The organism is Paraburkholderia sp. D1E (genome assembly GCF_052682275.1).
In genome coordinates, this window is the sequence record NZ_JBQYMB010000001.1 from 1,323,375 (window position 1) to 1,348,105 (window position 24,731).

The 24,731-nt window shown below is 62.2% G+C and carries 19 protein-coding genes and 1 pseudogene; 13 read left to right on the forward strand and 7 right to left on the reverse strand.

Annotated features, from left to right (window positions below):
- The first annotated feature begins 55 nt into the window (after positions 1-55).
- The 3 genes and pseudogenes from ACUN0E_RS06245 (at position 56) to ACUN0E_RS06255 (ending at position 1,784) form a co-directional block, all read left to right on the forward strand.
- Complete coding sequence (locus tag ACUN0E_RS06245) at positions 56-742, forward strand: helix-turn-helix transcriptional regulator (protein WP_445565990.1); 687 nt, start codon at positions 56-58, stop codon at positions 740-742.
- A gap of 238 nt (positions 743-980) precedes the next feature.
- Positions 981-1,238 (forward strand): hypothetical protein, encoded by a 258-nt coding sequence (locus tag ACUN0E_RS06250; protein ID WP_445565991.1) that lies wholly within the window; start codon positions 981-983, stop codon positions 1,236-1,238.
- A 116-nt stretch (positions 1,239-1,354) separates the two neighbouring features.
- Positions 1,355-1,784, forward strand: a pseudogene (locus ACUN0E_RS06255) (LysE family transporter).
- 22 nt (positions 1,785-1,806) lie between these two features.
- On the opposite strand, the gene ACUN0E_RS06260 reads toward ACUN0E_RS06255, so the two are convergent.
- From ACUN0E_RS06260 to ACUN0E_RS06285, 6 genes are all read right to left on the reverse strand, one after another.
- Complete coding sequence (locus tag ACUN0E_RS06260) at positions 1,807-3,030, reverse strand: winged helix-turn-helix domain-containing protein (RefSeq protein WP_408240170.1); 1,224 nt, start codon at positions 3,028-3,030, stop codon at positions 1,807-1,809.
- A gap of 204 nt (positions 3,031-3,234) precedes the next feature.
- Entirely contained in the window at positions 3,235-3,510 is a 276-nt protein-coding gene (locus ACUN0E_RS06265) for a hypothetical protein (protein ID WP_408240108.1), read from the reverse strand.
- Positions 3,511-3,779: 269 nt separating this feature from the next.
- Positions 3,780-5,489, reverse strand: coding sequence for an FAD-dependent oxidoreductase (locus ACUN0E_RS06270; RefSeq protein WP_445565992.1), 1,710 nt, complete (start codon positions 5,487-5,489; stop codon positions 3,780-3,782).
- Positions 5,490-5,582: 93 nt separating this feature from the next.
- Positions 5,583-6,575, reverse strand: coding sequence for a DedA family protein/thiosulfate sulfurtransferase GlpE (locus ACUN0E_RS06275; RefSeq protein ID WP_445565993.1), 993 nt, complete (start codon positions 6,573-6,575; stop codon positions 5,583-5,585).
- Positions 6,576-6,912: 337 nt separating this feature from the next.
- Positions 6,913-7,164, reverse strand: coding sequence for a hypothetical protein (locus ACUN0E_RS06280; protein ID WP_408240099.1), 252 nt, complete (start codon positions 7,162-7,164; stop codon positions 6,913-6,915).
- A 475-nt stretch (positions 7,165-7,639) separates the two neighbouring features.
- Positions 7,640-9,328 (reverse strand): methyl-accepting chemotaxis protein, encoded by a 1,689-nt coding sequence (locus ACUN0E_RS06285; protein ID WP_445565994.1) that lies wholly within the window; start codon positions 9,326-9,328, stop codon positions 7,640-7,642.
- A gap of 298 nt (positions 9,329-9,626) precedes the next feature.
- Between ACUN0E_RS06285 and ACUN0E_RS06290 the strand changes: the two genes are divergently transcribed.
- Positions 9,627-13,127, forward strand: a complete 3,501-nt coding sequence (locus tag ACUN0E_RS06290; RefSeq protein ID WP_445565995.1) for an ATP-binding protein — start codon at positions 9,627-9,629, stop codon at positions 13,125-13,127.
- A gap of 129 nt (positions 13,128-13,256) precedes the next feature.
- Here the strand turns inward: ACUN0E_RS06290 and ACUN0E_RS06295 are convergent, their stop codons facing one another.
- Positions 13,257-14,657, reverse strand: coding sequence for a GntP family permease (locus ACUN0E_RS06295; protein ID WP_408240090.1), 1,401 nt, complete (start codon positions 14,655-14,657; stop codon positions 13,257-13,259).
- A 313-nt stretch (positions 14,658-14,970) separates the two neighbouring features.
- On the opposite strand from ACUN0E_RS06295, the gene ACUN0E_RS06300 reads away from it, so the two are divergent.
- The 9 genes from ACUN0E_RS06300 to ACUN0E_RS06340 all read left to right on the forward strand — a co-directional run bounded on the left by ACUN0E_RS06300 (position 14,971) and on the right by ACUN0E_RS06340 (position 24,508).
- Positions 14,971-16,443 (forward strand): sigma-54 interaction domain-containing protein, encoded by a 1,473-nt coding sequence (locus ACUN0E_RS06300; protein ID WP_445565996.1) that lies wholly within the window; start codon positions 14,971-14,973, stop codon positions 16,441-16,443.
- An 87-nt stretch (positions 16,444-16,530) separates the two neighbouring features.
- Entirely contained in the window at positions 16,531-16,791 is a 261-nt protein-coding gene (locus tag ACUN0E_RS06305) for a hypothetical protein (protein WP_445565997.1), read from the forward strand.
- A 494-nt stretch (positions 16,792-17,285) separates the two neighbouring features.
- Complete coding sequence (locus ACUN0E_RS06310; RefSeq protein ID WP_408238944.1) at positions 17,286-17,489, forward strand: hypothetical protein; 204 nt, start codon at positions 17,286-17,288, stop codon at positions 17,487-17,489.
- A gap of 95 nt (positions 17,490-17,584) precedes the next feature.
- Entirely contained in the window at positions 17,585-18,784 is a 1,200-nt protein-coding gene (locus ACUN0E_RS06315) for a serine hydrolase domain-containing protein (RefSeq protein ID WP_445565998.1), read from the forward strand.
- A 213-nt stretch (positions 18,785-18,997) separates the two neighbouring features.
- Positions 18,998-19,288 (forward strand): H-NS histone family protein, encoded by a 291-nt coding sequence (locus ACUN0E_RS06320; protein ID WP_408336802.1) that lies wholly within the window; start codon positions 18,998-19,000, stop codon positions 19,286-19,288.
- Between the two features lie 636 nt (positions 19,289-19,924).
- Positions 19,925-20,449 (forward strand): formaldehyde-activating enzyme, encoded by a 525-nt coding sequence (fae, locus tag ACUN0E_RS06325; protein WP_445565999.1) that lies wholly within the window; start codon positions 19,925-19,927, stop codon positions 20,447-20,449.
- An 81-nt stretch (positions 20,450-20,530) separates the two neighbouring features.
- On the forward strand, positions 20,531-21,568 hold the full coding sequence (locus tag ACUN0E_RS06330) for an aldo/keto reductase (RefSeq protein ID WP_445566000.1): 1,038 nt from the start codon (positions 20,531-20,533) through the stop codon (positions 21,566-21,568).
- The gene (locus tag ACUN0E_RS06335) at positions 21,565-23,004 is read left to right on the forward strand and encodes an NAD-dependent succinate-semialdehyde dehydrogenase (RefSeq protein WP_445566001.1); all 1,440 of its coding nucleotides are present in this window, start codon (positions 21,565-21,567) and stop codon (positions 23,002-23,004) included. Before ACUN0E_RS06330 ends, ACUN0E_RS06335 begins: the two co-directional genes overlap by 4 nt.
- 118 nt (positions 23,005-23,122) lie before the next feature.
- Positions 23,123-24,508 carry an MFS transporter gene (locus ACUN0E_RS06340; protein ID WP_445566002.1) on the forward strand — a complete coding sequence of 462 codons (1,386 nt, stop codon included), beginning with the start codon at positions 23,123-23,125 and terminating at the stop codon, positions 24,506-24,508.
- Positions 24,509-24,731: the final 223 nt, after the last annotated feature.

The following is a 24,731-nucleotide window of genomic DNA, read 5'->3' on the forward strand; positions in this document are numbered from 1 at the left end:
GCCGTGCGAGGCTGGCTTATTATGCAAGTATTGGCTTGGATAATAATGTGCTCCGATGAGATATGCAAATGAAAGCTTGGAAAATTCGCCGGTGATCGCGCGAGCCGCGTCGACTGCTGCTCCGGTGGATCGCATCCTGAATCTGTTGAAGACACAGGGGCTTTTATCGACGGCGTCGATTGCGGGAGAACTCGGCATCACGGTCGAAGCCGCGCGGCAGCAGATCCAGAAGCTGCTGACAGGCGGCTTGATCGAAGGGCGCCAGGCATCGCAGGCGGGGCCGGGGCGGCCGAGTCAAAGCTGGGGTTTGACAGAAGCGGGCAACGCGCGCTTTCCAGATATGCATCCGCAATTGACCGTGCAATTGCTCGGCTCGATCCGCCATCTATTCGGCGAAGAGGGGCTCGACAAATTGATCGATCAGCGTGCGATAGAAACGCGCGCGAACTATCTCGCGGTGCTCAAGCCGATCAAGGGGCTCAAGGCACGGCTCGCCAGGCTCGTGGAACTGCGCAGCACCGAAGGCTATATGGCCGAGTTGCAGAAAGACGGGCGCGACTGGCTGCTGCTCGAGAACCACTGTCCGATCTGCGCGGCGGCGCGAACCTGTCAGGGTTTTTGCCGCACGGAGTTGCAACTGTTCGCGGAGATTGTCGGCGAGGAAGGATCGATTGAGCGTGAGGAGCATGTGCTCGCCGGCGCGCGACGATGTGCTTATCGCGTGAGGCTTAAAAGTAAATAACGGCGTACTGCCGCGTGTGTTTATGCGCTTCGAGGCGCGCGCGAAAATCCTGATGTATCGATAGACGCCTTAACGGGGATCACGTGGATCGCGCTGAGTTCGATCACGAATAGACGCCAGCGCACGATCGGTATATAACAACGTGAAAGGGTGGCTTTGTTCACCGGTGCATGGACCGGAGTAAGTGCTAAAGCGCTAACTCCGGATCGACCGCTTTGCATGGGAGAGAAGTTTTATTATGACGCAAGACGTAACGCCTAAGCCGCCCACGGGCGACCGGCCCGACCTGGAACACCTCGATGCAGCGCTTAGTCACGTGGATCAGCAGGTCTCGTCCGGCAGCATTGCTTCAGGTGCCGCCAAGGGCATTCTGTATAGTCTGATCGAAACCCTCGGTGCGTTCGTCGGCGATCCCGATCTGCCTGAGCACGCACGTTCGGGTTATGAGGGTTTGCTGGAAGCCGCTCGCGAATTGCGCGCGAGACTCGACCACTGAAGGCGGGGGTGCGCCGCCTGCGAGCGGCCTGGTTCGCATCGTAATCGCCGCCGCATTTCGGCGGCGCGGTTCTCTGTGATAAAAAGGCGCATTGTTTCCATCATTGCGCCTTTTTTATGCTTTCCTCGTCTGCCATTGCGTTGCTGGCTGTCGGCATCATCGTGGTGCTGATTACGCCGGGTCCGACCAATACGCTGCTTGCGGCTGCTGGTTTGCGTCAGGGCGTGCGGCGGTGGCCCTGCCCGATTCGACGCAGCGGGCGAGCGGCATGCGTACGCTATTCGTGGCGACGCTGCTCAACCCGAAAGGCCTGTTGTTCGCCGGTACGATCTTTCCTTCCATCGCGTTCACGCATGTGCCCGCCTATGCGATGGCGATGCTGATATTCGCCTGCCTGCTGGTGCCGATTGCGCTTGCGTGGATCGCCTTCGGCGCGGCGCTTGGCAGCGGCAAGCTCACCTGGCTGAATCCGGTGAAGATGCAGCGCGGCGCGTCGATTGTGCTGGGCGTGTTTCCTTGTCGCTCGCGTGGGCCGCGTTGCACTAAGAACGCGTCTTGTGCCGCATGGTCACGCTTCCAGACGGTTGTCCGCGCTCATCGCCTCAAGCCATTCCGGCGGCGCGGACGTGATGTCCAGTTGCGGTGTGCCGTGCCAGTCCGCACAGCGCTGCAATGCGCGGCGCAGATCGCCCGCAAGCCTTGCACTGAGTCGCACGCCGGGTTCGATGTGCAGCGATTTCAGTTCGAATACGCCGTTGGTCCGATGCGCTTTCGCATCCACGCGACCCACCAGGCGCCCCCGGCTCAAAAGCGGCAACACGAAGTAGCCGTATTTGCGCTTCGCCGCGGGGGTATAGCATTCGATCGCATAGTCGAAGTCGAAGAGCGCGGCGGCGCGCTTGCGGTCCCACACCACCGGATCGAATGGCGACAGCACCGTGGTGACGGTTGAGGCGAGCTTGCCGGTTGCCGCGTCGTCGATCATCGGCGCGAATTCATGATGAACAAAAGTGTCCTGCTTCCAGCCTTCCACTTGCACCGGGATCAGCTCACCCCGATCGGCGAGCGCATGCAGTTCGTCGCGATAGGGGCGGCGCGGCAGCCGGTAGTAATCGGCGACCCAATCGGCGCGCACGACGCCGAGCGCACGGCAGGTACGGCGCAACGCTTCCTCGGTGACGGTTTCCTGCGGCGGCAGGTCACGCGCGTCGTCCCAGTCCGGTAATACGCGCTCGGTCAGATCGTAGACACGATGAAAATTGCGCCGCTCGGCCACCATCAATTTTCCGATTGCGAACAGCACTTCCAGATGGCGCTTCTCCGGCTTCCAGTCCCACCAGCCATTGCCCTTGCCCGCCTCGCGGGCGAAGTCGGCTGAACGCGCGGGACCCGTCGCACGGATATGGGCGAGCAGTTTGTCGATGTCCTTGCGATACTTTTTGTGCCATTCGGCCGCGTATTTCCAACCCATGCCGCTCGGGTCGAGCATGCGATGGCGTAGCAAGCCGTAGTCTTCGGTCGGCACGAAACAGGCTTCATGCGACCAGTATTCGAACAGCTTGCCTTCGGCGAGATGCTCATCGAGCCATTGCTGCGGATACGCGCCGAGCCGGCTGAACAGCACGAGATACGGGCTGCGCGCGACGACGTGGATCGTGTCGATCTGCAATTGCGCCATGCGGCGGATCGCGTCGAGCACGTCGGCTTTGACCGCCTTGCGGCGCGGCGGCGTCAGCAAACCTTGCGCGGCCAGATGCAGGGTGCGCGCGGCGGATAGCGAAAGGGTCTTCACGCGGGCGTCGGTCACGGGCTTTGATCATTGAGTGACTGCGATGGGAGCGGACGCGAGGTCCGGCCTGGATCAGCAGTCGCTACTGTAGCGTGAATACGGCAGACGAATCGGCCTGCGGGACGACGCTAGTGCAGGCGCAAAGGAATGGCATAAGAACGCGCTACCCAAAGCGGAGCCCGGCGCGCCGCACGTCATGAACCGACGTTACCGGCCGTGCCCATGATGGCGATCCCAGCCGCGGTGGCGGCCATGGTCACGGTGCCCGCGATACCCGCGGTAGTAATCGCCGCGATAGCCATAGCCATACGCTGGTTGCGGTGCGTAAACGACCGGTGGCGGCGCGTACATGACGGGCGGCGGGGCATATATGGGGCCGGGTGTATTGACGAACACGCCGACGTCCACCCGGGCCAGGGCGGCGGTTGATACGCAGGCGGCGGCAAGGCCGAAGGCGGCGAAAACGATCGCGCGTTGGATCATGCTGGTCTCCTGTGTCGACCAGAGTTAGCGCTTTAGCGCTTACTCTGGTCCCATGCAAGGCTGTCGACCAGAGTTCGCATCGGCGCGGCTACTCTGGTCCCATGCAAAATTGCGGTCGAAAGAGCTTGCCATTCGCTGTCGAATGGCTGACGACAATATTACGAGACAGAAAGCAAGACAGGTGCAACCAGTTGAAGGCGTGTGTAACAGCAGATTACCCGCCAGCACCATTCCGGCGCCGGCGGGGCGTTTCAGGCGTTTCAGCCGCGTCAGGCGCCCAAAGCCACTGCTTCGCCAGCCGACATTGCCAGCAGTTGGTGGATCTGCGCGACCACCGCCGCACCTTCCCCGACCGCCGCCGCGACGCGTTTCGTCGAGCCGGCGCGCGCGTCGCCGATCGCATACACGCCTTCGACAGTCGTGGCGAGATCGCAGACCGCCCCGTCCACGCTGGTGCCGGTCAGCACGAAGCCTTTGTCGTCCAGCTCCACGCCGCAGGTGCGCAGCCAGTCGGTATTCGGATCCGCGCCGGTGAAAAGGAACAGATGTCGCGTATCGAAGCTTTGGGTGCCGTCCGGCAGCGGCTTCTTCAACGAGACCGACGCCAGCCCGATTTCGTCCGCCTCGAGCCGTCCGACCTCCGAATGCGGATGCACGAACACATTCGGCAGCGAACGGATGCGGTCGATCAGGTAGCGCGACATGGTGGCTTCAAAGCCGCTTCGGCGGATCAACACGTGAACCTTGGCCGCGTGCGTTGCCAGATAGACGATCGCCTGGCCCGCCGAATTGCCGCCGCCCACCAGCACGATCTCCTGGCGCTTGCACAGCTTGGCCTCGACCGGCGACGCCCAGTAATAGACGCCACGTCCATCGAAGCGGTCGAGCCCTTCGAGCGCGGGGCGCCGATAGACCGCGCCGCTTGCGATCACAATCGCGCGGGAGGTGATCTTGCCGCCGCACTTGAGCTCCAGCCGATACGGCGACTCCGCGCAATGCAGTGCCTTGACGTGGACCGGAATCGCGACGTGTGCGCCGAATTTCTGCGCCTGCACGAACGCGCGGCCCGCCAGCGCCTGACCCGAGATGCCGGTCGGAAAGCCGAGATAGTTTTCGATCCGCGCACTGGCGCCCGCCTGGCCGCCCGGCGCGCGGCTGTCGAGCACGATGACCGAGAGGCCTTCGGACGCCGCGTACACGGCGGTAGCGAGGCCGGCCGGCCCCGCACCGACGATCGCGACGTCGTACACATGCGAATCATCGAGATCGGGCAGCAAGCCGAGACAGGTGGCGAGTTCCGGCATGCTCGGATGACGCAGCACCGAGCCGTCCGGGCAGATCACCAGCGGCATGTCTTCTTTCTGCGCGGCGAATTGCTCGATCAGACGCAACGCGTCTTCGTCGCGTTCGTCGATGACCGAGTGAGGATGACCGTTGCGCGACAGGAAGCCTTGCAACATCACGAGCCTGGCGTCGCTGCTGTTGCCGATCAGAATCGGGCCACCCGCGCCCTTTTCGATCAGCGCCACGCGCCGCAGGATCAGCGCACGCATGATGCGTTCGCCCAGTTCGGCCTCGGCGACGATCAGCGCGCGCAGCTTGGCCGGCGGAATCAGCAATGCGTCGACCGGGCTAAGGGCCATGCCGTTGACCAGCGCGGGCCGCCCGGACAACTGGCCGACTTCGGCGAGAAAGTGCTTGGCGCCATGCTCCGCAATCAAAACTTCGCGCCCGATGCCATCGCGTTGATAAACCTTCACGCGCCCATTCAACATCACGAACATACCCGGGCCGGTGTGGCCGGTCTCGAACAGCAGTTCCCCGGCTTCCCAGTGGCCCACTTCGCCGAACCGGCGCAGACGATCGATCTCTGCACACGTGAGTTCGGGGAACATCTGATGCATGCGCGTCGCGAGCGACGAAAACGGCGCGTCGGCGACGATAGTTTGTTGCCCTTCTGTTTCTTGAGTCGACAGCATTGAACCGCTCCTTCTGTGTTCATCCTGATTGATCGACACGGGGGGCGAAGCGGCGCGGGCGCGCGAGGGCGCCGATATGAATGCGCTGCAGCGCTACACGGCCTTCGGCGCGATATCGTCGACCGCCACGTCGGGCGGCGGCATGCCGGGCAGCGCGTCCACCGTCTTGCCCGAGTCGCGCCAGGCTTCCATGCCGCCGCGCAATGGCAGCACGTCGGCGAAGCCGGCTTCGTTCATCTGCTTGGCCATCCATGCCGCGGATATTTCATTCGGGCATGAACAGTAAATCACCACCTTCTGATCGTGCGGGTACGTTGCGACGATCTCGTCGAGTTGCCGTTCGTCGGCGAATTGCGAGCCCGGAATCACGAACGGGTCGAGCGCGCGCTTTTCCTGCGAGCGGATATCGAACAGGACCGGCGTTTTGCCGGCCGCCACCAGCGCCGCCAGTTCTTCGACTTCGATCCGCTGGGTCGCCAGCTTGGCAATCAGCTGGCGCCGGCGAATCCAGCGATAGGCTGCATACAGGAGCAGCAACGCGATGACCACCAGCGCGGCCGCGCGCCCGAGGCGTCCGGCCATGGCGAACAGCATGTCGATTTGCCGGGCGAAGAGGGCGCCGATGATCAAACCGGTACCCGACCACAAAGCGGCGCCGACGCCGTCGTAAGTGAGGAACGTGCGGTAGCGCGTGCCCATTGCGCCTGCCATTGGAATCGAGACGATCGACAGGCCCGGCACGAACTTCGCCACCGCCAGCACGCGCACGCCCCAGCGGCCGAAAAAGCGTTCGGTCTTTTTTACACAGGTGTCGCGTGAGAGCGAAAGACGGCAGATCGTTTTCAGCGTATTGCCGCCGTACAGACGGCCGGCGAGATACCAGGCGCTGTCGCCGATCAGCGTGGCGAAGATCGACAACACAAGGACCGGCATCAGTTGCGTGCCCACTGACCCGGGATGCATGGCCGCCATCGCCCCAAACAGCACGAGCGACGGCATCGCCGGCACCGGCAGCCCGAGCGAGGCGGCCAGCACGTTCGCGAAAACGAGCGCCGGTCCATATTGCTCGACGAGATCATGTAGCATCGGCTTACATCCGCAGCCCTTTCGGGTGCGGAGCAGGTAGGGAAAGCAACGGAGGATGTAAGGATTATGGACGCATTTTCAAGACGTGCAAATGTCCGGAAAAGCGGCCCGTTATTCGCGTGTTAAAAGCGCGGCCGCGGCATGCCTGGCGGATTAAAAGCGCGGATTAGAAGCGCGAATGAAATAAAGCGAAATTGATTGAAGCGTTCGCGGCAAGCGAGTGGCGAATAGCGCCCTACGGATGCCGTAAAACTCCCTGCGGTACGCAAACCAGAGCTGACGGTGCAGAAGCGGCGCACGGTATTCGCGCTTGAACGCAATACCGTGCGCTGCGGCTTTACTGACGGTGATTGTGCTGTTCGCCCGGCAACTCCGCGCCATGCGCGCGAATCGTCGCAATCAGTTCGGCCGGCGTGATTTCGTAGCGCACTTCGCGGTGAATGCCTGGCTTGCGCTCATCGACCTCGATCAGAAGAATGCCTTTGCCGTCTTCTGTCGATTCGAGGCGCAGCGAGCGGAGTTCGCGCGCCGTTGCGTCGTCGTATTCGGTGAGCAGGGCCATTGACCCGGAGGACCCGGTAGTGCGCATCGAGGTTGTCCTTGTTCCGTTGTTGATCGAACCATTGTACGGGCGTACTGCCAGGTTCGCGCGCCGTCTGTCGTGCCGCGCTCACACCCGGGGAATCTGCCCGTCCTATCTGCTTGCCGGGGCGCCGCGCCGCGCTGTATTGGCCAATAGCTGGCAAGGCCCACCGGGCAGCGCGCGCCATGGCGCCCGACTGTGACAACCAGTTTAACGCGACTCCCCGCAACGACGGCTGCATTTTTCGTGCCCCGTGGCGGTGCAGTCCTTCTCCCCTACTGTCACGGTGTTGACGCGCGCGTCGGTTAGGACTGGGCGCACCGAGAGAAACAACTGGAAAAAAATAGCCCGTCCTTGAAGGGACGGGCTGCTAAACGCCGTTGTTACTTGGGTCAGCCTGCCCTTACAACCAATTGAGCGCTGACGCTTCCATCCTGATGCGCCAATTCCAGGCTGTCGAGGTGGGAGTAACGCCGATCTATCAGATCAATGTCGATTCTTCCTGCTCGACCTCATGCGCGATTCCGTGCGCGGCGTCGCGCGCCGGATGCAGCGCTATCTGGTGCGTGGGTATCTGCCGCAGCGGCTGCGCTGAACGCGGCGCGGGCGTTGTATCGGGGACGGTGAAAAGGCGCACCGCTTCGTCGAGCACATCGGCCTGTTCCGCGAGACGTTGCGCCGTGGCTGCCGCCTGCTCGACCAGCGCGGCGTTCTGCTGGGTGGCGCCGTCGAGATGCGAAACCGCCTGATTGACCTGGCGAATCCCATCAGCCTGCTCGCTGCTTGCATTCGCCACTTCGACGATGATCGACGACACGCGGCTCACCGCTTCATCGATTACGCGCATCTGTGAGGTCGTGCGTGCAACCAGTTCGGTGCCGAGCGCCACTTCGGTTGCACTTGCTTCGACCACCGATTTGATTTCTTTCGACGACGCCGCGCAACGTTGCGCCAGCATCCGCACTTCGCCTGCGACGACCGCGAACGAGCGGCCCGCTTCGCCCGCGCGCGCCGCTTCGACGGCGGCATTCAGCGCCAGGATGTTGGTCTGGAAGGCGATGCCGTCGATTACACCGGTGATGTCCGCAATGCGCTTCGATGCCGCCGTGATGCCGGCCATGGTCTGCTCGACCTGACCCGCGATCTTGCCGCCGACGGCCGCCGCCGCTTGCGCGTCTTTCGCCAGATCGAGCGCGCGCACGCTGGCATCGGCGTTGGCCTGCACGGTGGTCGTCAATTCTTCCATTGTGGCGGCGGTTTCTTCGAGCGACGCCGCCTGCAATTCGGTGCGGCGCGCGAGATCGACATTGCCGCGGGAGATTTCGCGCGCGTTGTCGAGCATGCCGGTGATCTGCGCACGCACGTCGTAGACGATCGCCGCCAGATTCGCTTTCAGTTGATTCAACGCTTGCAACACATCGCCGAGATCGTCGTGACGCGCGATCATCAGATCGGCGGTCAGATCGCCCGCGGCGAGGCGGGTCGCGAAGCCGGACATGTCGCGAATCGGTTCGGCGAGTTGCCGCGCGAGCACCCGCCAGGAGACGAGGCTGAATGCAGTAGTGACGCCGAACGCAATCCAGAACGGCGCGGGCGGTGTGCCGTCCCATGCGGCGAGGCCGGTGAGCAACAAAGCCAACGGCGTGATCGCATAGCCGATCGCCGCACGCGTTGCGACCGGCAGGCGCATTAGCGATTGCAAACGGCCGAGCATGCCGGTGCGTACCACCACGCCGCGATGAAGCTTGAACGCTCGCGATTCGCCGGTGCGGATCCGCGCGTACAACGCAAGGGCAGCGCGCACCGCGTCGCGTTCCGGCTTCACACGCACGCTCAGATAGCCGACCACCGCGCCTTTGTCGACGACCGGCGTGACGTTCGCATGCACCCAGTAATGGTCACCGTTCTTGCGGCGGTTCTTGACGAGCGCGGTCCACGGGCGACCGTCGCGGATCGTCGTCCACATGTCGGCGAAGGCTTCACGCGGCATGTCCGGATGACGGATCAGGTTGTGCGGCTGGCCGATCAACTCGTCGCGCGTGTAGCCCGAGACGGCGATGAAGGCCGGGTTGCAATACTGGATGCGGCCGGTCAGGTCGGTCGCGGAAACCAGCATCTGTGACGCAGGGAATTCGTACTCGTGCCCGGTGACAGGCTGGTTGTTGCGCATGGTTTTCCTTGCAGGTGCGAACATGCGTTCGTGCGGTCCTTACAGCTATGCAAGGCATAACGGCATTAACCCCGCAGTCTTTAGGGTTTCCCAGTAAACCACTCAGGTTTATGACGCGCCGAGCCGTTAATGCAGGGTTGTTTCATGCGTGTTGTATCGCCGTGAAAACCGGTGCCGGATGCGTTTCGTGGTGCCTTCAAAAGCGTTACACTGCGCCGGACAAGGCCTGCAGACGCATCTCGTCTCCTCGACACTCGCAGTGGTCTGCCTGCGCGAATCACGCTACTCAAGCGAGACGATGCAGAAGATACTCGACCGTTCTCAGGAGTCACTCGTTCACGCGTTCGCTTCGCTCGTGCAGAACGCGAAGCGCCAACGGCGGGTGTACGTGGCGACGATCGCTTCGCTGATGCTGATCGTGGTGATTTTCGCTTTGCTGCTCGTGGTTCTTGTCGGCGCCCAGCAGCTCGACTACCGGCGCAGCTTCATTTCCCAGAGCGCCACCGATATCCTCCTGGTCCTGCATCGCGAAGAGTCGTTTCTGCGGCGCGCCGAATTCACGCTCGACTACTATCGCGGCACCGATAACGTGCTGCGCGTGCCCGATGCCATTGAAGAGTCGATCCGGCAGAGTGGTGCCGCTCGCGGCACGGTCGAGCGGGTCGACGCGGATTTCGACCTGCTGGTCGGCGAAGCGACGCGCACGGCATGGGGGCCGCAATTAAACGAGAAACTGTGGCGCCTGTACGAAGCGGCGCAGTCTATCCTGGTGACACAGCAGGCATTCGCACTGCCGCAGCGGGCGATGCTGATCGGGCTCACTGAAGATTACGCCGCGATCCTGCCGTCACTCGGGCCGCCGGCGAAGGGCCAATCCGCCGCTGTCGGTGTGCCGGCCGCCGCGCCACTCCGGCCGGAGACCGTGAGCACCCTGCGCGAGACCCTTGAACACGAACTGGACCTGCAAACCGGCAAACGCGTGCCGGGCAAGGACGAACATATCTGGCTCGGCCCATATCTCGATCCGCTGCAGGGTATACCGGTGATTTCAGCGGTCAGTGCCTACTACGCCGGCGATACGCCGATCACGCTGACCAGCATGAGCATTCCGCTCGCAGCGCTATCCGCGGATCTCGCCCGGCCCGACAGCGAAGGCATCGTGGTACTGATGACGGGGGACCATCGGGTGATTGCATCGTCGCCGCCCGTCGACGCGCAAACTGCGAAAGCGCTGCAGGACGCGATCGCCGGCAGGCCGCCTGACACGTACCGATATACCCGGCACGGCGCCATTTTCTATCAGACGCTGAGTCCGGGCTTCGGTGTGGTGGTCGGCTACATATCGTGGGGCGCGCTCGCCGCCGCGCTTGGCTGGCAACTGGCGGTACTCGCATGCCTCACGCTGCTGGTCCTGCTGACCATCGCGTTGACGGCCCGCTTCTGGGGCCTGCGGCTGTTGCGCAACACCTTTCTGGAGACGTCGCGAGCGCTGGAGAGCGAAACGCTCAATCACATCCTGGTCAGCGCGACGCCGGTTGGTTTGTGCATCGTCCGGCAGAGCGACTATTCCATTCTCACTGCGAACGCACTTGCCGCGGACCTGCTGCATATCGAACCGGACGGCAATCGCTTGCCGCCGCATATCGTCAGTGAGTTTCTCGCCCAGACGCCGGATAAGCCGTCCGTGATGGCGTTTGCGAAGATCGCCGCCTTCGTCGCGCCGGCACGGCCTGGGCCGCGGCCGCAGGCTGCCCAGCAACCGCATCCGGGGCGGCGGGGCGAAGAGGACACGGCGCAGGACCAGTTCCTCCAGTTCACCTACGCGCCCGCGCGCTATGCCGGCGAGGACGTGCTGTTCTGTGCGATTCTCGATGTGACCGCGCAACATGTCCTTGAACAGCAACTGCGGCTTGCGCAGCAGAGCGCGGAGACAATGATGCGGGCGCGTTCGAATTTCTTTGCGTCGATGAGCCACGAAATCCGTACGCCGCTGAACGCGCTGCTTGGCAACCTGGAACTGTTCGCGCGCACGCCCGGACTTGAAGCGCATGCGCAACGGCTTGCGACCTTGAATGTCGCGGCCGATGCGTTGCGCGGTATCGTCAATGACATTCTCGACTTCTCGAAGATCGATGCCGGCGAAATGAAGCTTGTGATCGAGGCGTTCCGTCCAATCGACGATTTCGAAAATATCGCGCTTTCCTATGCACCGATGACAGCGGATCGTGCGATCCGCTTTTATTCGCATCAATCACCGACGCTCGACCAGGTGCTGTGCGGCGACCGGACCCGCATCGCGCAGATTGTCAACAACCTGCTGAGCAACGCATTCAAATTCACCTCGTGCGGCAAGATCACGATGAGCGCGGAAGTGAAGGACGATCTGCAAGGCCGACCGATCCTGATCTGCGCGGTCTACGATTCGGGAATCGGCATGGATCAGGCGCTGGTAGCGCGTATTTTTAATCCGTTCGTGCAGGGCGAGGCGAGCACCTCGAGCCGTTATGGCGGCACCGGCTTGGGCCTGTCGATCTGCGCGCGGCTGTGCGAATTGATGGGCGGTCATATTTCGGTCGAGAGCGTGCTAGGGGTGGGCAGCGCGTTCACGGTTTCGATACCGCTTGCGTTGCCGCCGGAAGCGCTGCGCGTGCCGGTCGTTAAAATGGAACGCCGGGGTAGTGCGCTGGTGCTGTGCCAGGAGCGCGACTCGGGACAGATTGTCGACAGCTGGTTGCAGCGGGCGGGCTGGGTGGCGCACGTGGTGACCTCATTGCGTAGCGCGCAAGCCTGGTTGCGGGTGAACCGGCCGGATGTGATGGTCACCACCGGCGAATACGGGCTCGACGCCATTGCCGAACTGCGCGCGCTGCAGCCTGTCGGCGTGGCGTGGATTACGCGCATGGGGCCGTATCGGCCGACTTCGCGCGGCGACGGCGTGCTCGAAGTCGGCGAGTTCAACCGGATGGAGATCCTGTCCGCGGTCGAGCTCGCGGCCGAAGGCACCGTGCCCGGCGGTGTCGAGGCGCCACTGGCCGATGCCACTGCGACGTCGGAGCCGCTGCCCAATCCAGCGCTGCGGGGATTGACGGTGCTGGTTGCCGAAGACAACCCACTGATCCAGACGTTGATCGTCGAACAACTCAATACGTTGGGCTGCACGCCGACGCTCGCCGGCGACGGGCGGCTGGCGCTCGCGATATTCGAGCAGGCGCGCTTCGCGGTGGTGCTCACCGATATCCATATGCCGCTCATGGACGGCTACGAATTGCTCGCGGCGTTGCGCAAGTCCAATCCGGACCTGCCGGTACTGGCCTTTAGCGCCGTCACCGACAATCAGCAGCGCGAAGGCTGGCGCGAGCGGGGCTTTACTGGCTATGTCGGAAAGCCGGCGTCGTTGAGCGAACTGGAGGCGGCGCTGGTCGCGGTCGCGCGGCCGCCCGCTGCGACGGAACAGGTGGTGCGGCCCAGCGCCACCGCCACCGCTGCTGCGGCGACCACCCTAAGTGCGGACGACAAGGCGCGCTATACAGCCATGCTGAAAACGCATTTGCAGACCGATCTGCCGAGACTGATGACGATCGTCGAGCAGGAGGACCGGGTGGCGTTGGGAGGCTGGGCGCATAGCGCGAGCGGGGCGTTCCTGATTGTTCAGGAACAGGTCTTCGCTGAGCAATGCCGGGAACTGCAGCGGCTATGCGAGAACGCTGATCGTTGGACGACCGAAATGGACGAACGCGCGATCTCGCTGCACGAGGCGTTATCCGATCACTTCGGGCTGGATGAAGAGTCGATGCACTGACGCGTACGGTGGCGCCGGGCGCGCTCAGGCGATCAGGCACACGGCCACCTCAAGGGAATAAAAAAAGCCCCGGAGTTTGTGCACAAACTCCGGGGCTTGCCTGCAGTCGATCAGTTTTCGGCGATGCTGTTAAACCAGCCCCGTCATGTAGTACACCGCGATCACAAAGAAAACCGCCAGCGTCTTGATCACCGTCACCGCAAAGATATCGCGGTACGACTGACGGTGCGTCAAACCCGTCACCGCGAGCAGCGTGATCACCGCGCCGTTATGCGGGAGCGTGTCCATTCCGCCGCTCGCCATCGCGACGACCCGGTGCAACACTTCCATCGGAATATGCGCGGCTTCCGCTCCCTTGATGAACGTGTCGGACATGGCCGCAAGCGCGATGCTCATACCACCCGACGCCGAACCCGTGATACCCGCAAGCGAGCTCACCGAAACGGCGGCATTGACGAGCGGATTCGGGATGCTCTTCAGCGCGTCGCTGACCACCAGGAAGCCCGGCAATGCTGCGATCACGCCGCCGAAGCCATACTCCGACGCCGTGTTCAACGAAGCCAGCAGAGCGCCCGCCACCGCAGCCTTGGTGCCGACCGCGAAGCGTTCGCGCACGCGGCCGAACGCCGTCACCACGACCATCACGATACCGAGCAGCAGCGCGCCTTCAACGGCCCAGATCGCGACGACGCTTTTGATCGTCGTCGTGACCGGCGCATGGATGCCCGGCAGGATGTCCGGTGCGACGGTGTACGACGCGCCGTACCAGTTCGGAATCCAGCGGGTCAGCAGGAAGTTCGCCACGCCGACCAGCACCAGCGGTGCGACCGCGAGCAGCGGATGCGGCAGTTGCTTCGATTCGACGCGCTCCGGCTCGTTGACGAGATCGGTGCCGTAGCCTTCGCCGGTCGCCATCGCCGCGCGGCGGCGCCATTCCAGATACGTGAGGCCAACCACGATGATGAACAGCGAGCCGATTACGCCAAGCGCGGGCGCGGCCCAGGACGTCGTCTTGAAGAAGGTGGTCGGGATGATGTTCTGGATCTGCGGCGTGCCCGGCAACGAATCCATCGTGAACGAGAACGCGCCGAGCGCGATCGCGCCCGGCATCAGGCGTTTCGGAATGTTGCTCTGACGGTACAGCTCGGCCGCGAACGGATACACCGCGAACACCACCACGAACAGCGAGACACCACCATAAGTGAGCAGCGCGCACACCGCGACGATCACCGCATTCGCGCGCGAGCGGCCGATATAACGGATGGCCGCGGCCACGATCGACTCCGAGAAACCGGAGAGTTCGATGACCTTACCGAACACCGCGCCCAGCAGAAAGACAGGGAAGTAAAGCTTCACGAAGCCGACCATCTTCTCCATGAAGATGCCGGAGAACACCGGCGCGACGGCGCCCGGATCGGTCAGCAGCACCGCGCCGAGGGCGGCGATCGGCGCGAACAGAATGACGCTGTAGCCGCGATATGCGGCAAACATCAGAAACGCCAACGCGGCGAGGACGATAACAAAGGACATTGAGTCTCCGAAGCTTGATTGTTCTACGTGTACGCCGTCCCAGTGAATGCAACGGCCCGGCGCTCGCAAATGCAGATTCCATGCCACGCGCGCCGCAGCGGCCTGGCCATTGATTTCACAGGCAGAAGTTCGAAACGTGATGCGGCCGATTGTACCCAAACGTCTCTAAAACGGGACGAAAATTCTCCGAAGACAGGCTGAATTGAGGTTAGACCCTTGTGTGAAAAGCTTCTGGTCGATCTCATCGATGAGATATGCTTGTCTACGAAATGAGATAAGCGTAAACAAGACGTTAGCCGGAGACAGCGACACCATGATGAACGACTGGGCGGGCCTTCCTGCCACCTACGGCGACGTACTCCGCCGGGCGATGGATTCGCTTTTCCGTACGTTCGAAAACTTCAGCGAAGGCACGTTCATCGTCGACGCCGAGGCGCGTGTCGTCTGGATCAACAAGCGCTACGCGGCGCGCTTCGGTTTTTCGGACCCGGAGCAGGCCATTGGCCGGGATTGTGAGGCGGTGATTCCCAACAGCCTGATGCGCGAGGTCGTGAACACCGGCAAACCGATTCTGCTCGACATCCTCGAAACGGATCGCGAGCCGCTTGTCGTGACGCGGTTGCCGCTGAAAGACGACGCGGGTGAAACGGTCGGCGCGGTAGGGTTCGCGTTGTTCGATGAACTGAAGGCGCTCACGCCGCTTTTTTCCCATTATTCGCGCGTGCAGGAGGAGCTGATCGCGACGCGTCAGTCGCTCGCGCAGGCAAGACGGGCGAAGTACACGTTCGGCAGCTTTGTCGGCACGAGCGCGGCCAGTCTCGAAGTGAAGCGCCAGGCGCGCCGGGTCGCGCAACTCGAGTCACCGGTGTTGTTGCTCGGCGAAACCGGCACGGGCAAGGAGCTGCTGGCGCATGCCATTCACGGCGGCTCGGCGCGGGCGAACCAGCCGCTCGTGACCGTCAACGTCACGGCAATTCCGGATACCTTGCTCGAAGTCGAATTCTTCGGCGCCGCGCCCGGCGCTTATACCGGCGCGGACCGGAAGGGGCGTGCCGGCAAGTTCGAACTCGCGAACGGCGGCACGTTGTTTCTCGACGAAATCGGCGACATGCCGTTGCCTTTGCAGGGCAAGCTGTTGCGCGTGTTGCAGGACAAGGAGTTCGAGCCGCTTGGCTCGAACCGGATCGTGCGCGCGGACGTGCGGATCATCGCGGCGACCTCGGCCGATTTGCCGGCGCTGGTCGCGGCAGGACGTTTCCGCGCGGACCTGTTCTACCGGCTGAACGTGTTGACGATCCAGGCGCCGGCGCTTCGCGAGCGTTCGTCCGATATCGAAGCGCTTGCCTACGCCATGCTCGAGGATCTGTCGACGCAAGCGCGTGGCGCCAGTCACTTCGAATTGCAGGACGATGCATTGCGGCTGCTGTGTTCGTACGGATGGCCCGGCAATGTGCGCGAGCTGCGCAATACGCTGGAGCGCGCGGTAATGCTCTCGGACAGCGAGCGGATCGATGCACGCGCGCTGGCGCCGTTCATCGGTCCGGCACATGGGGGCGGCCACCGTCCATACGCATCCAGCGCTGTCTCTGCAGCGCACGCTTCAGACGCGGCGGCAGAGGCGTCCGCAACGACGTCGTGGAGCGACGCCATGGCTGCGTTCGAAAAACGCTATCTGGGCGACGCCTTGCGTGCCAACGGCGGTCGCGTGATCGAGACGGCGATGCAGATCGGCATGGGCCGTGCGACGCTCTACAAGAAGATCGCGGCATACGGTATCGAGGTGTGACAAAGTCCGGCGTCATTGAGTGACGCAGCGTAATTGCCGCGTGGCACAATCGCGTGATCGAAAAACAAGATGTGATCGGGGTTTCAAATGAAACGCAATCTTTCCTCTTTCGCGCGCCGGACCTGTGCCGCGCTGGCGCTTCCCGCAATCGCCGTACTGAGCGGTTGCAGCAGCAGCGCACCGCTGTTTCTGTCGGACGGCCGCCCGACTACGCTGGTTCAATGCCGGGAAGGCTCCGATTCCTGCTCGCAGCAGGCAAGCGCAGCTTGTGGCGGCGCTTTCGACGTCGTGCGGCAGTCGAGCGACAACGGCACGTTCAGTCTGATATACGCCTGCCGGGCGAAATGACGTTACGCCGGCCAACGGCTGGCGTAACGGATTGCCTATTTTCTTCCTTTATCTCGCCGCGCGGCTATGACGGCGGTGTCTCTCTCAGCGCAGATCCCGTTTGAACGGGCCAAACCCGGCCATGATGTCGCGCAATACGCATATGGCCGTCATAAATATCTGCCTCTAATGCGTATTGCCGAAACGGTTATGATGCACATTGGATATTTATCTAGCTGTTCCCAGACTATTGCTTATACCGTTTGCGCCAATAACGAAGCGCTCCGGTTTCTCCATTAAGCTGAGTCGGTGCGGCACCCAACGGAACGCGAAGAATCTTCGCAGTATCCTTAACTCGCCGGCTCAAAGATAAAACATATACGCAGATTTTGCCGGATCGCGACGGGCCGGATTAACAGCTTAAGAAAGATTTTCCGCTCGAGTGGCGGGATGAGGTAATTGCGGCACGTTTTATGCTTTTTAAACGGGTTCAATGAGTAATTCCGGGGAAAATAATGAATCACCGCCAACTCGAAAAAGATATCGAGCATCTTGAACATGTAATTTCGCATATCTCTGCTGAAGACCGTATCCCTTTGTCCTATTGGCGCAATCGCATCGCTTCGGTGTCCGGGGCGGGATTGGTGCCGGCGCAGGCGAGCCGCGTCAAACGGCTCAATGCAGCCCTCTCGGCATTGGAGAGCCGGCAGAAAGCGTGACTGTCCGCGGGGGCGGATGATTACGTGTACCGTCCGATCGGGTAACGTTTTCTGCAAGAATAAGGGAACGTAACGCCTAAGGACCCAGGAGGATCATGCACCCAGCAGGACTATCGGTGACTCGCCTGACGGCGCTCACGAACGCCATGCAAGGCTATGTGGAACGCGGCGAGGTGGCGGGCGTCGTTTCGCTGGTCTGGCGGCGTGGTGAAATCGGCTATTTCGAGCCGCTCGGCTTGCGCGACGAAGCCGCGCAATTGCCCATGGAGCGCGAGACGCTGTTTCGCATCGCGTCGATGACCAAACCGGTTACGAGTGCGGCGATCCTGATGCTGATTGAGGAGGATCGGCTTGCACTCGATACGCCGATCTCCGCGTGGCTGCCGGAGCTGGCTGCTCCGGTCGTGCTGCGTGACCCCACCGGCCCGCTCGACGAAACCAACCCGGTCAGAACGCCGCTTACCGTACTCGATCTGCTCACCCATCGCGCCGGCTTTGCTTATCACTTCACCGCCACCGGTCCGTTGGCCGAGGCTTACGCGGCGGCCTTCAACGGCATTGAAGCGCGTGGGGATGCCAGCGCGTGGCTGGCGCGGATAGCGGGTTTGCCGTTGATGTTTCAGCCCGGCTCGCGCTGGCACTACGGCATCGCGACCGACGTCCTCGGCGTGCTGATCGAGCGCATCAGCGGCATGCGGCTCGGCGACTTCTTCCGGACACGGATCTTCGAACCGCTCGGCATGCGCGACACGGCGTTCTGGGTGCCCGACGCGCAGCTCACGCGTTTGGCGACGGCTTATGGCGTCGAACCGGGTACTCGGCGGCGTGTGGTCGAAGATCATCCGTCGGCGAGTCGCTGGGCGAATCCCGACCGGTTCCAGAGCGGCGGTGGCGGCCTCGTCTCGACGGCGCAGGACTATCTGCAGTTTGCGCAGCTATTGCTGGGGCGTGGACGTGTCGGTTCAATACGCTTGCTGTCGCATCGCTCGGTCGATTTGATGCGCTCGAATTTCCTGACCCGCGACCAGCGCCGCGTGCCGGCGTTCGGTCACGTGCTGTGGGCGGGCCAGGGCTTCGGCCTCGGCTTGTCCATTGTCGACGATCCTGCGCAGCAGTTGCCGCTCGGTTATCGTTCGATGGGGTCGTTCGGCTGGCCGGGTGCGTATGGCACAAGCTGGTTCGCCGATCCGGTGGAAGACCTGATCGGTCTTATGCTGATTCAGCGGCGTGCTGTCGAACCATTCCCAATGTCGCTCGATTTCGAACGCCGCGTGTACGATGCGATTGACGATTGAGTGCGTTAGCGACGGCAGGTGAACGGGTAACTGTGGACGGCGGTTGGTCGCAGGCCGTTCTATGCGGGTCGCTCCTTGCGGACGCATCCAGCGCGGACCGCCCTGTGCGGGCCACCCTATCCGGCACTTTATTCGTCTGATAGTGTGCGCGCACGGAGACTTCCTCCGGAGCGTCCGCACTGCAGTTCGTCAAAATCGATCGGAGTACCCGCCATGGCCTCGTACAAACAGTTGACTGCCCAGCTCGAAAAGCTCCACAAGGAAGTTGCGGTGGCGCGCGAAAAAGAAATCGCACAGGCGATCGCTGAGATCAAGCAAAAGGTCGCCGAATACGACCTCACGGCGGAAGAGCTGGGTTTCACGAGCAAACGTACAACCGGACGCAAAACGGTTTCAGTCGCCAGGTACCGTAACCCGAAAACCGGCGAGACCTGGAGCGGTCGTGGCCGCTCGCCTGGCTGGCTCGCGGGCAAGAATCGCGAGCGCTTTCTGATCGAAGTCTGAAGCCCTTTCGTGCATGGCGCTTGCGCTCGCAACGCGCCGGGTTTTCCGAAGTGAGGTTGCGCCGGGTTTTTCTCGCACCGTTGAGCGGGTCCCGAAAACGCTCACCTTTCGCGTGAGCGTGTAATGCGCGTCGTGGATTTCTCCAACTGTTCCGAGCCGGGGTCCGTTGTTTCGGTGAGCCTGGTTTTGTCGGATGACGCACCTCGCGGCGCGATCACCTCTGCAGTCCCTCGTGGTCGCACGATCTTTCTTGAAACCCGCGTCTGCCTTTGCTGGCGGGCGTTCCCAGGCTATCCGAAGAATCGCGGAATCCGTCGGTCGGTTCTCGAGCCGTCTTTTTCACAGACTTTGCCTGGCGGCTGAACGTCGCGCGGCGAGTGCGTGAGCGGTCGTCGGTGTGTTCACCTTTCGCCCCGATTCGAGCTTCGCAATCGCGGGTCCCGAAAACTCTCACCTTTGCACCCATCCGCGTGCGCGACTCGATACGCTACCTGGTCGTCGCCTGAGCGCCACGTAAGGCGCCCCTAGGCAAACCCGGAGATGAGTTCGCCTCATACCCCGGATCAAAACTCATCGATACATGGTCGCGAAGGCCGGACAGCACAATCGGTCATCCACTCACCCGACGGAAAGACCATGAGCGTATCGACGGACACACAACTCTTTATCGGCGAAGGATTTGAAGGCCCCGGCGTCAACCTTGCGCACATCAACGTACTCGTCGGCCCGCGCAACGGGCCTGCGGGTCAGGCCTTTGCCACTGCATTGGCGACGCCTTCCGCGGGGCATGCGCCGTTCGTTGTGATCGCGCGGCCGGGCGTGCCGACCAAGCCACTGACGCTCTATGTCAACAAGGCGCAAATCGGCAGCGACTTCCATGGCAACGCAACGTGGGGCGCCTCGCAAGCCGGCATCGCCAAAGCGGTGGCTGAGTCGCTGGAGAACGGCACCTTGCCGCCCGAAGCGGAAAACGATTGGGTGGTGGTGTCGGCGAATTGGGTCAATCCGGGCACCGACAATCTCGACGCTGTCTTCGAAAACAACTACCTCGCGTGCAAGAACGCGATCCTCGCGGCGATGAGGGGCCTGCCGCATCGCGAAGAAGTTTTCGCCGCGGCACGTGACGTATCGAATCCGTTCTACACCCCGAAACAACTTTAATCACGCGCCACGCGGTTCGCGCGCCATGGGGCCGACGCAGCCGCTTGCGCAACTCGATGCGATCAGGAAGGAGACAGCACTGTGGAATACATTCGCCTCGGCCACTCGGGCCTGAAGGTTTCGCGTCTGTGCCTCGGCACGATGAACATGGGCACGCCGCAATGGAAGCCGTGGATTTTCGACGAAGCGCAGAGCGAGCCGATCGTGCGCCACGCGCTGGAAGCGGGCGTTAACTTCATCGACCTCGCCGATTTCTATTCGACCGGCGTGGGTGAAGAAGTGGTGGGCCGTATTCTGAAACGCATTGCGCGCCGCGAGGAAATTGTCGTGACGACCAAGGTCGGCTACGACATGGGCGCGTATCAGAACGCTGGTGGCCATTCGCGCAAACACATCATGGATGGCATCGATGGGTCGCTTACGCGCCTCGGCATGGAGTACGTCGACATCTACATGCTGCATTACTTCGACGTGAATACACCGGTAGAAGAAACCATGGGCGCGTTGAACGATATTGTGTGCGCCGGCAAGGCGCGTTATATCGGCGTGTCGACCATGTACACGTGGCAGTTTGCCAAGATCATGCAGGTCTGCGAGCGCAACGGCTGGCACAAACCGATCAACATGCAGTTGCAGCTCAACCTTGCCTATCGCGAGGAAGAGCGCGAAATGATTCCGTACTGCCAGGATCGCGGTGTCGGCGTGTCGGTGTTCAGTCCGTTAGCGCGTGGGTTGCTGACTTGCGATCCTGGTTCGACGCGCAACCAGACCGATTTATTCACCGCTCAAATGTACGGCGACACGGCATCGCGCGAGATCGCCGCTTCGGTGGCTCGGGTGGCGGCAAGGCGTGGTGTGTCGGCTGCACAGATTGCGCAAGCATGGGTGCTGAATCATGGGGGTGTGGCGAGCATGCTGGTTGGCGCCGACACACCCGCGCAGTTCGATAGCGCGCTGGCCGCGCTCAGCACCCGGCTCTCTGCCGACGAACTGTTCGAACTCGAACGCAACTACACACCGTGCGACCTGATCAACGACTACACCGCGGGCAAGCGCGTCGCTCGCGAGGCGCGGCTCGCACAGGGCGGCTTCGTCAAAACCTTGGAGAAGGCGGCATGAACGCGTTTCTTCGAACTGGACATTACATTGGCGGCGAATGGTATGACAGCGCGACCACTTACTCCGTGCTGAACCCCGCGACCGGCGAAGTCGTAGCCCACGTGGCGACGGGCGGCGCGGCGGAAACGACGCAGGCCATCGCCGCGGCCGAGCGGGCCTTTCCCGCGTGGCGCGTGATGACGGCGAAAGAGCGCGGCGCACGTGTGAGGCGTTGGGGCGAGCTGATGCTGGAAAATCGCGACGCGTTGGCTGAGTTGCTGACCCTCGAGCAAGGCAAGCCACTGGCCGAAGCGCGAGGCGAAGTCGGTTACGCGGCGAGCTTCTTCGAATGGTTCGCGGAAGAAGCGAAGCGCAGCTACGGCGACGTGATTCCGAGCCCGAACCCGAACGCGAAAATCATTGTGACGCGCGAGCCGGTCGGCGTGGCCGCGGCAATCACACCGTGGAATTTTCCGCTCGCGATGATCACGCGCAAGGCGGCCCCAGCGCTTGCAGCAGGGTGCACGATGGTGCTGAAGCCCTCGGAAGAGACGCCGCTTTCCGCGTTCGCACTCGCCGTGCTGGCAGAGAAGGCTGGCATTCCGCCTGGCGTATTCAATATCGTTTCCGGAGATGCGATGGAGATCGGTGGCGTGCTGACTGAATCGGAAGTCGTGCGCAAGCTGTCGTTCACCGGCTCGACGCGGGTGGGCAAGCTGCTTGCAAAGCAGTCTGCGGATACGTTGAAGAAGCTGTCGTTGGAGCTGGGCGGCAACGCACCGTTTATCGTTTTCGATGATGCCGATATCGACGCCGCCGTCCAGGGCGCTATGGCGTCGAAGTTCCGCAACACCGGGCAGACCTGCGTCTGCGTGAATCGCTTCTACGTGCAGGACGGTGTTCATGAAGCGTTCACCCAGGCGCTGACCACCGCCGTGCGAAAAATGCGCGTGGGCAATGCGTTGCAAGGCGAGGTCGAGCAAGGCCCGTTGATCAACGCGGCGGCACTGAAGAAAGTTGAAACGCATGTCGCCGATGCGCTGCGAAAAGGCGCGAAGGTGCTGACCGGCGGCAAGGCGCATGCGCTTGGCGGCACGTTCTACGAACCGACGGTGCTGGTCGATGTATCGAAGTCGATGCTAATTGCCGCGGAGGAAACCTTCGGTCCGGTTGCCGCGTGCTTTCGCTTCAAGACCGAAGACGAAGCCATCGCCGAGGCCAACGACACGCCCTTCGGCCTCTCCGCCTATTTCTACACGCGCGATCTCGCACGCGCCTGGCGCGTCGCCGACTCGCTGGAAAGCGGCATGGTCGGCATCAACGAAGGGATTCTGTCCACCGAAGTCGCGCCGTTCGGCGGCGTCAAGCAGTCTGGACTCGGCCGCGAAGGCTCGAAATACGGCCTCGATGAATACACCGAGCTGAAATACATGATGATGGGCGGCCTCGGCCGCTAGCCCTCGCATCAGGCGTTTACGCGTCCGCCTCGCGCTGTAGGCGAGGCGGGCGATGCAGCCCTGCGTACAAAAGCCATGCCGGCGACGCAAGGGTTGTCCACACAACGAAGGAGACAGCGTGAGCAATCAGGACCTCCAGGCAGCCGCTCTCGGCCTCGCCCCCACTTTGCCGGCCGCCGCCGCGGCACCCGCGCACGGCCCCATTTCTCTCGACGACGTTCCGCTGAACAGGTTTCACATCAAGATTGCCGGGCTGACGTTCGGCGCGCACTTCACCGAAGGCTTCGCGCTCGGCACGATCGGCTATGCGCTTGCGTCACTCAACCGCCAGATGCCGCTCGACGCGTTCTGGATGGGCATGATCGGCAGCTCCGCGCTGATGGGTATCTTTGTCGGCAGTCTCGTGTTCGGCTGGCTGTCGGATCGGCTGGGACGGCAGAAGATTTTTCTGCTGAGCTTCCTGATCATCACGGCCGCGGCATTTGCGCAGTTCTACGTAAGCTCGCCGTTCGAGTTGTGTTTGCTAAGGGTATTGATCGGCTTCGGCATGGGGGGCGATTTCGCGGTCGGGCATGCGATCCTCGCCGAATTCTCGCCGCGCAAACACCGTGGGACCTTGCTCGGCTCGTTCAGCGTGGTGTGGACCGTCGGCTATGTCGTGGCTAACGTGCTCGGTATGCACTATGCCGACGCGTCGCCTGATGCGTGGCGATGGCTGCTTGCGTCGGCGGGCATTCCGGCACTGATCGTGCTGGTGTTACGCATGGGCACGCCGGAGTCGCCGCGTTGGCTGCACGGCAAAGGGCGCGTTGCCGAAGCCAAAGCGATCGTGCTCAAGCACTTCGGCCCCAATGTGACGCTCGATGGCGGCAACGATGAGCACGCGCAGTCGCATGGCGGTTTCATGCGTTTGTTCAGGAAAGATCTGATCCGTAGAACGATCTTCAATTGCGCATTTTTTGTGTGTCTCGTGATTCCGTATTTCGCGATTTACACGTTCCTGCCGACCATTCTTAAAGCGATCCATTTGAATGATGGGTCGGGCGCGGATTTACTGCTGAATGGGTTTCTGGTGCTTGGCGCGCTGATCGGCATCTGGCTCACGATTAAATTGTCCCGGCGCGTGTTTCTGATCAGTTCGTTCGCGGTGACGTGTGCGTCGCTGATTGCGTTGAGTTTACTGCCGGAGTCCGCAATGCTCGCGATGATCGTCGCATTCGCGATCTTCACATTGACGATGTCGGCGTTTTCGAATCTGGTCGGCGTGTTTCCGCCAGAGTGTTTTCCAACGGAAGTGCGCGCGTGTGGCGTAGGGCTCGCGATTGCGTGCAGCCGTCTCGGTTCGGCAGTCGGCACTTTCCTGCTGCCGCTCGGGATCGTCCACCTAGGCTTTCACGCGACGATGATGGTGCTTGCCGCTGTGCTGCTGGTTGGTATGGTGGTGTCGATCGCCTGGGCACCTGAGACGAAGCACCTGACGTTGAACGAAGCCAGCGGCGCGTAACGCGCCCACCTGTTTCAATAAAACCCGCCGCACCGGCAACGGTGCGGCGGGTTTTTTTCGTGCGTCGCGTCGTCTGAAATCAACCTTCCGCTGGGATTTTTAAGAAAAGTCTTATTCCCAGTCCCTGCAAGAGTTGGTTTGTCAGGAATATCTCACGTCACGTAGGGTAATTCTCAGTTAAATAGGAATCGTCCTACGTACTTGCGTCATCCCGAATCTTAAT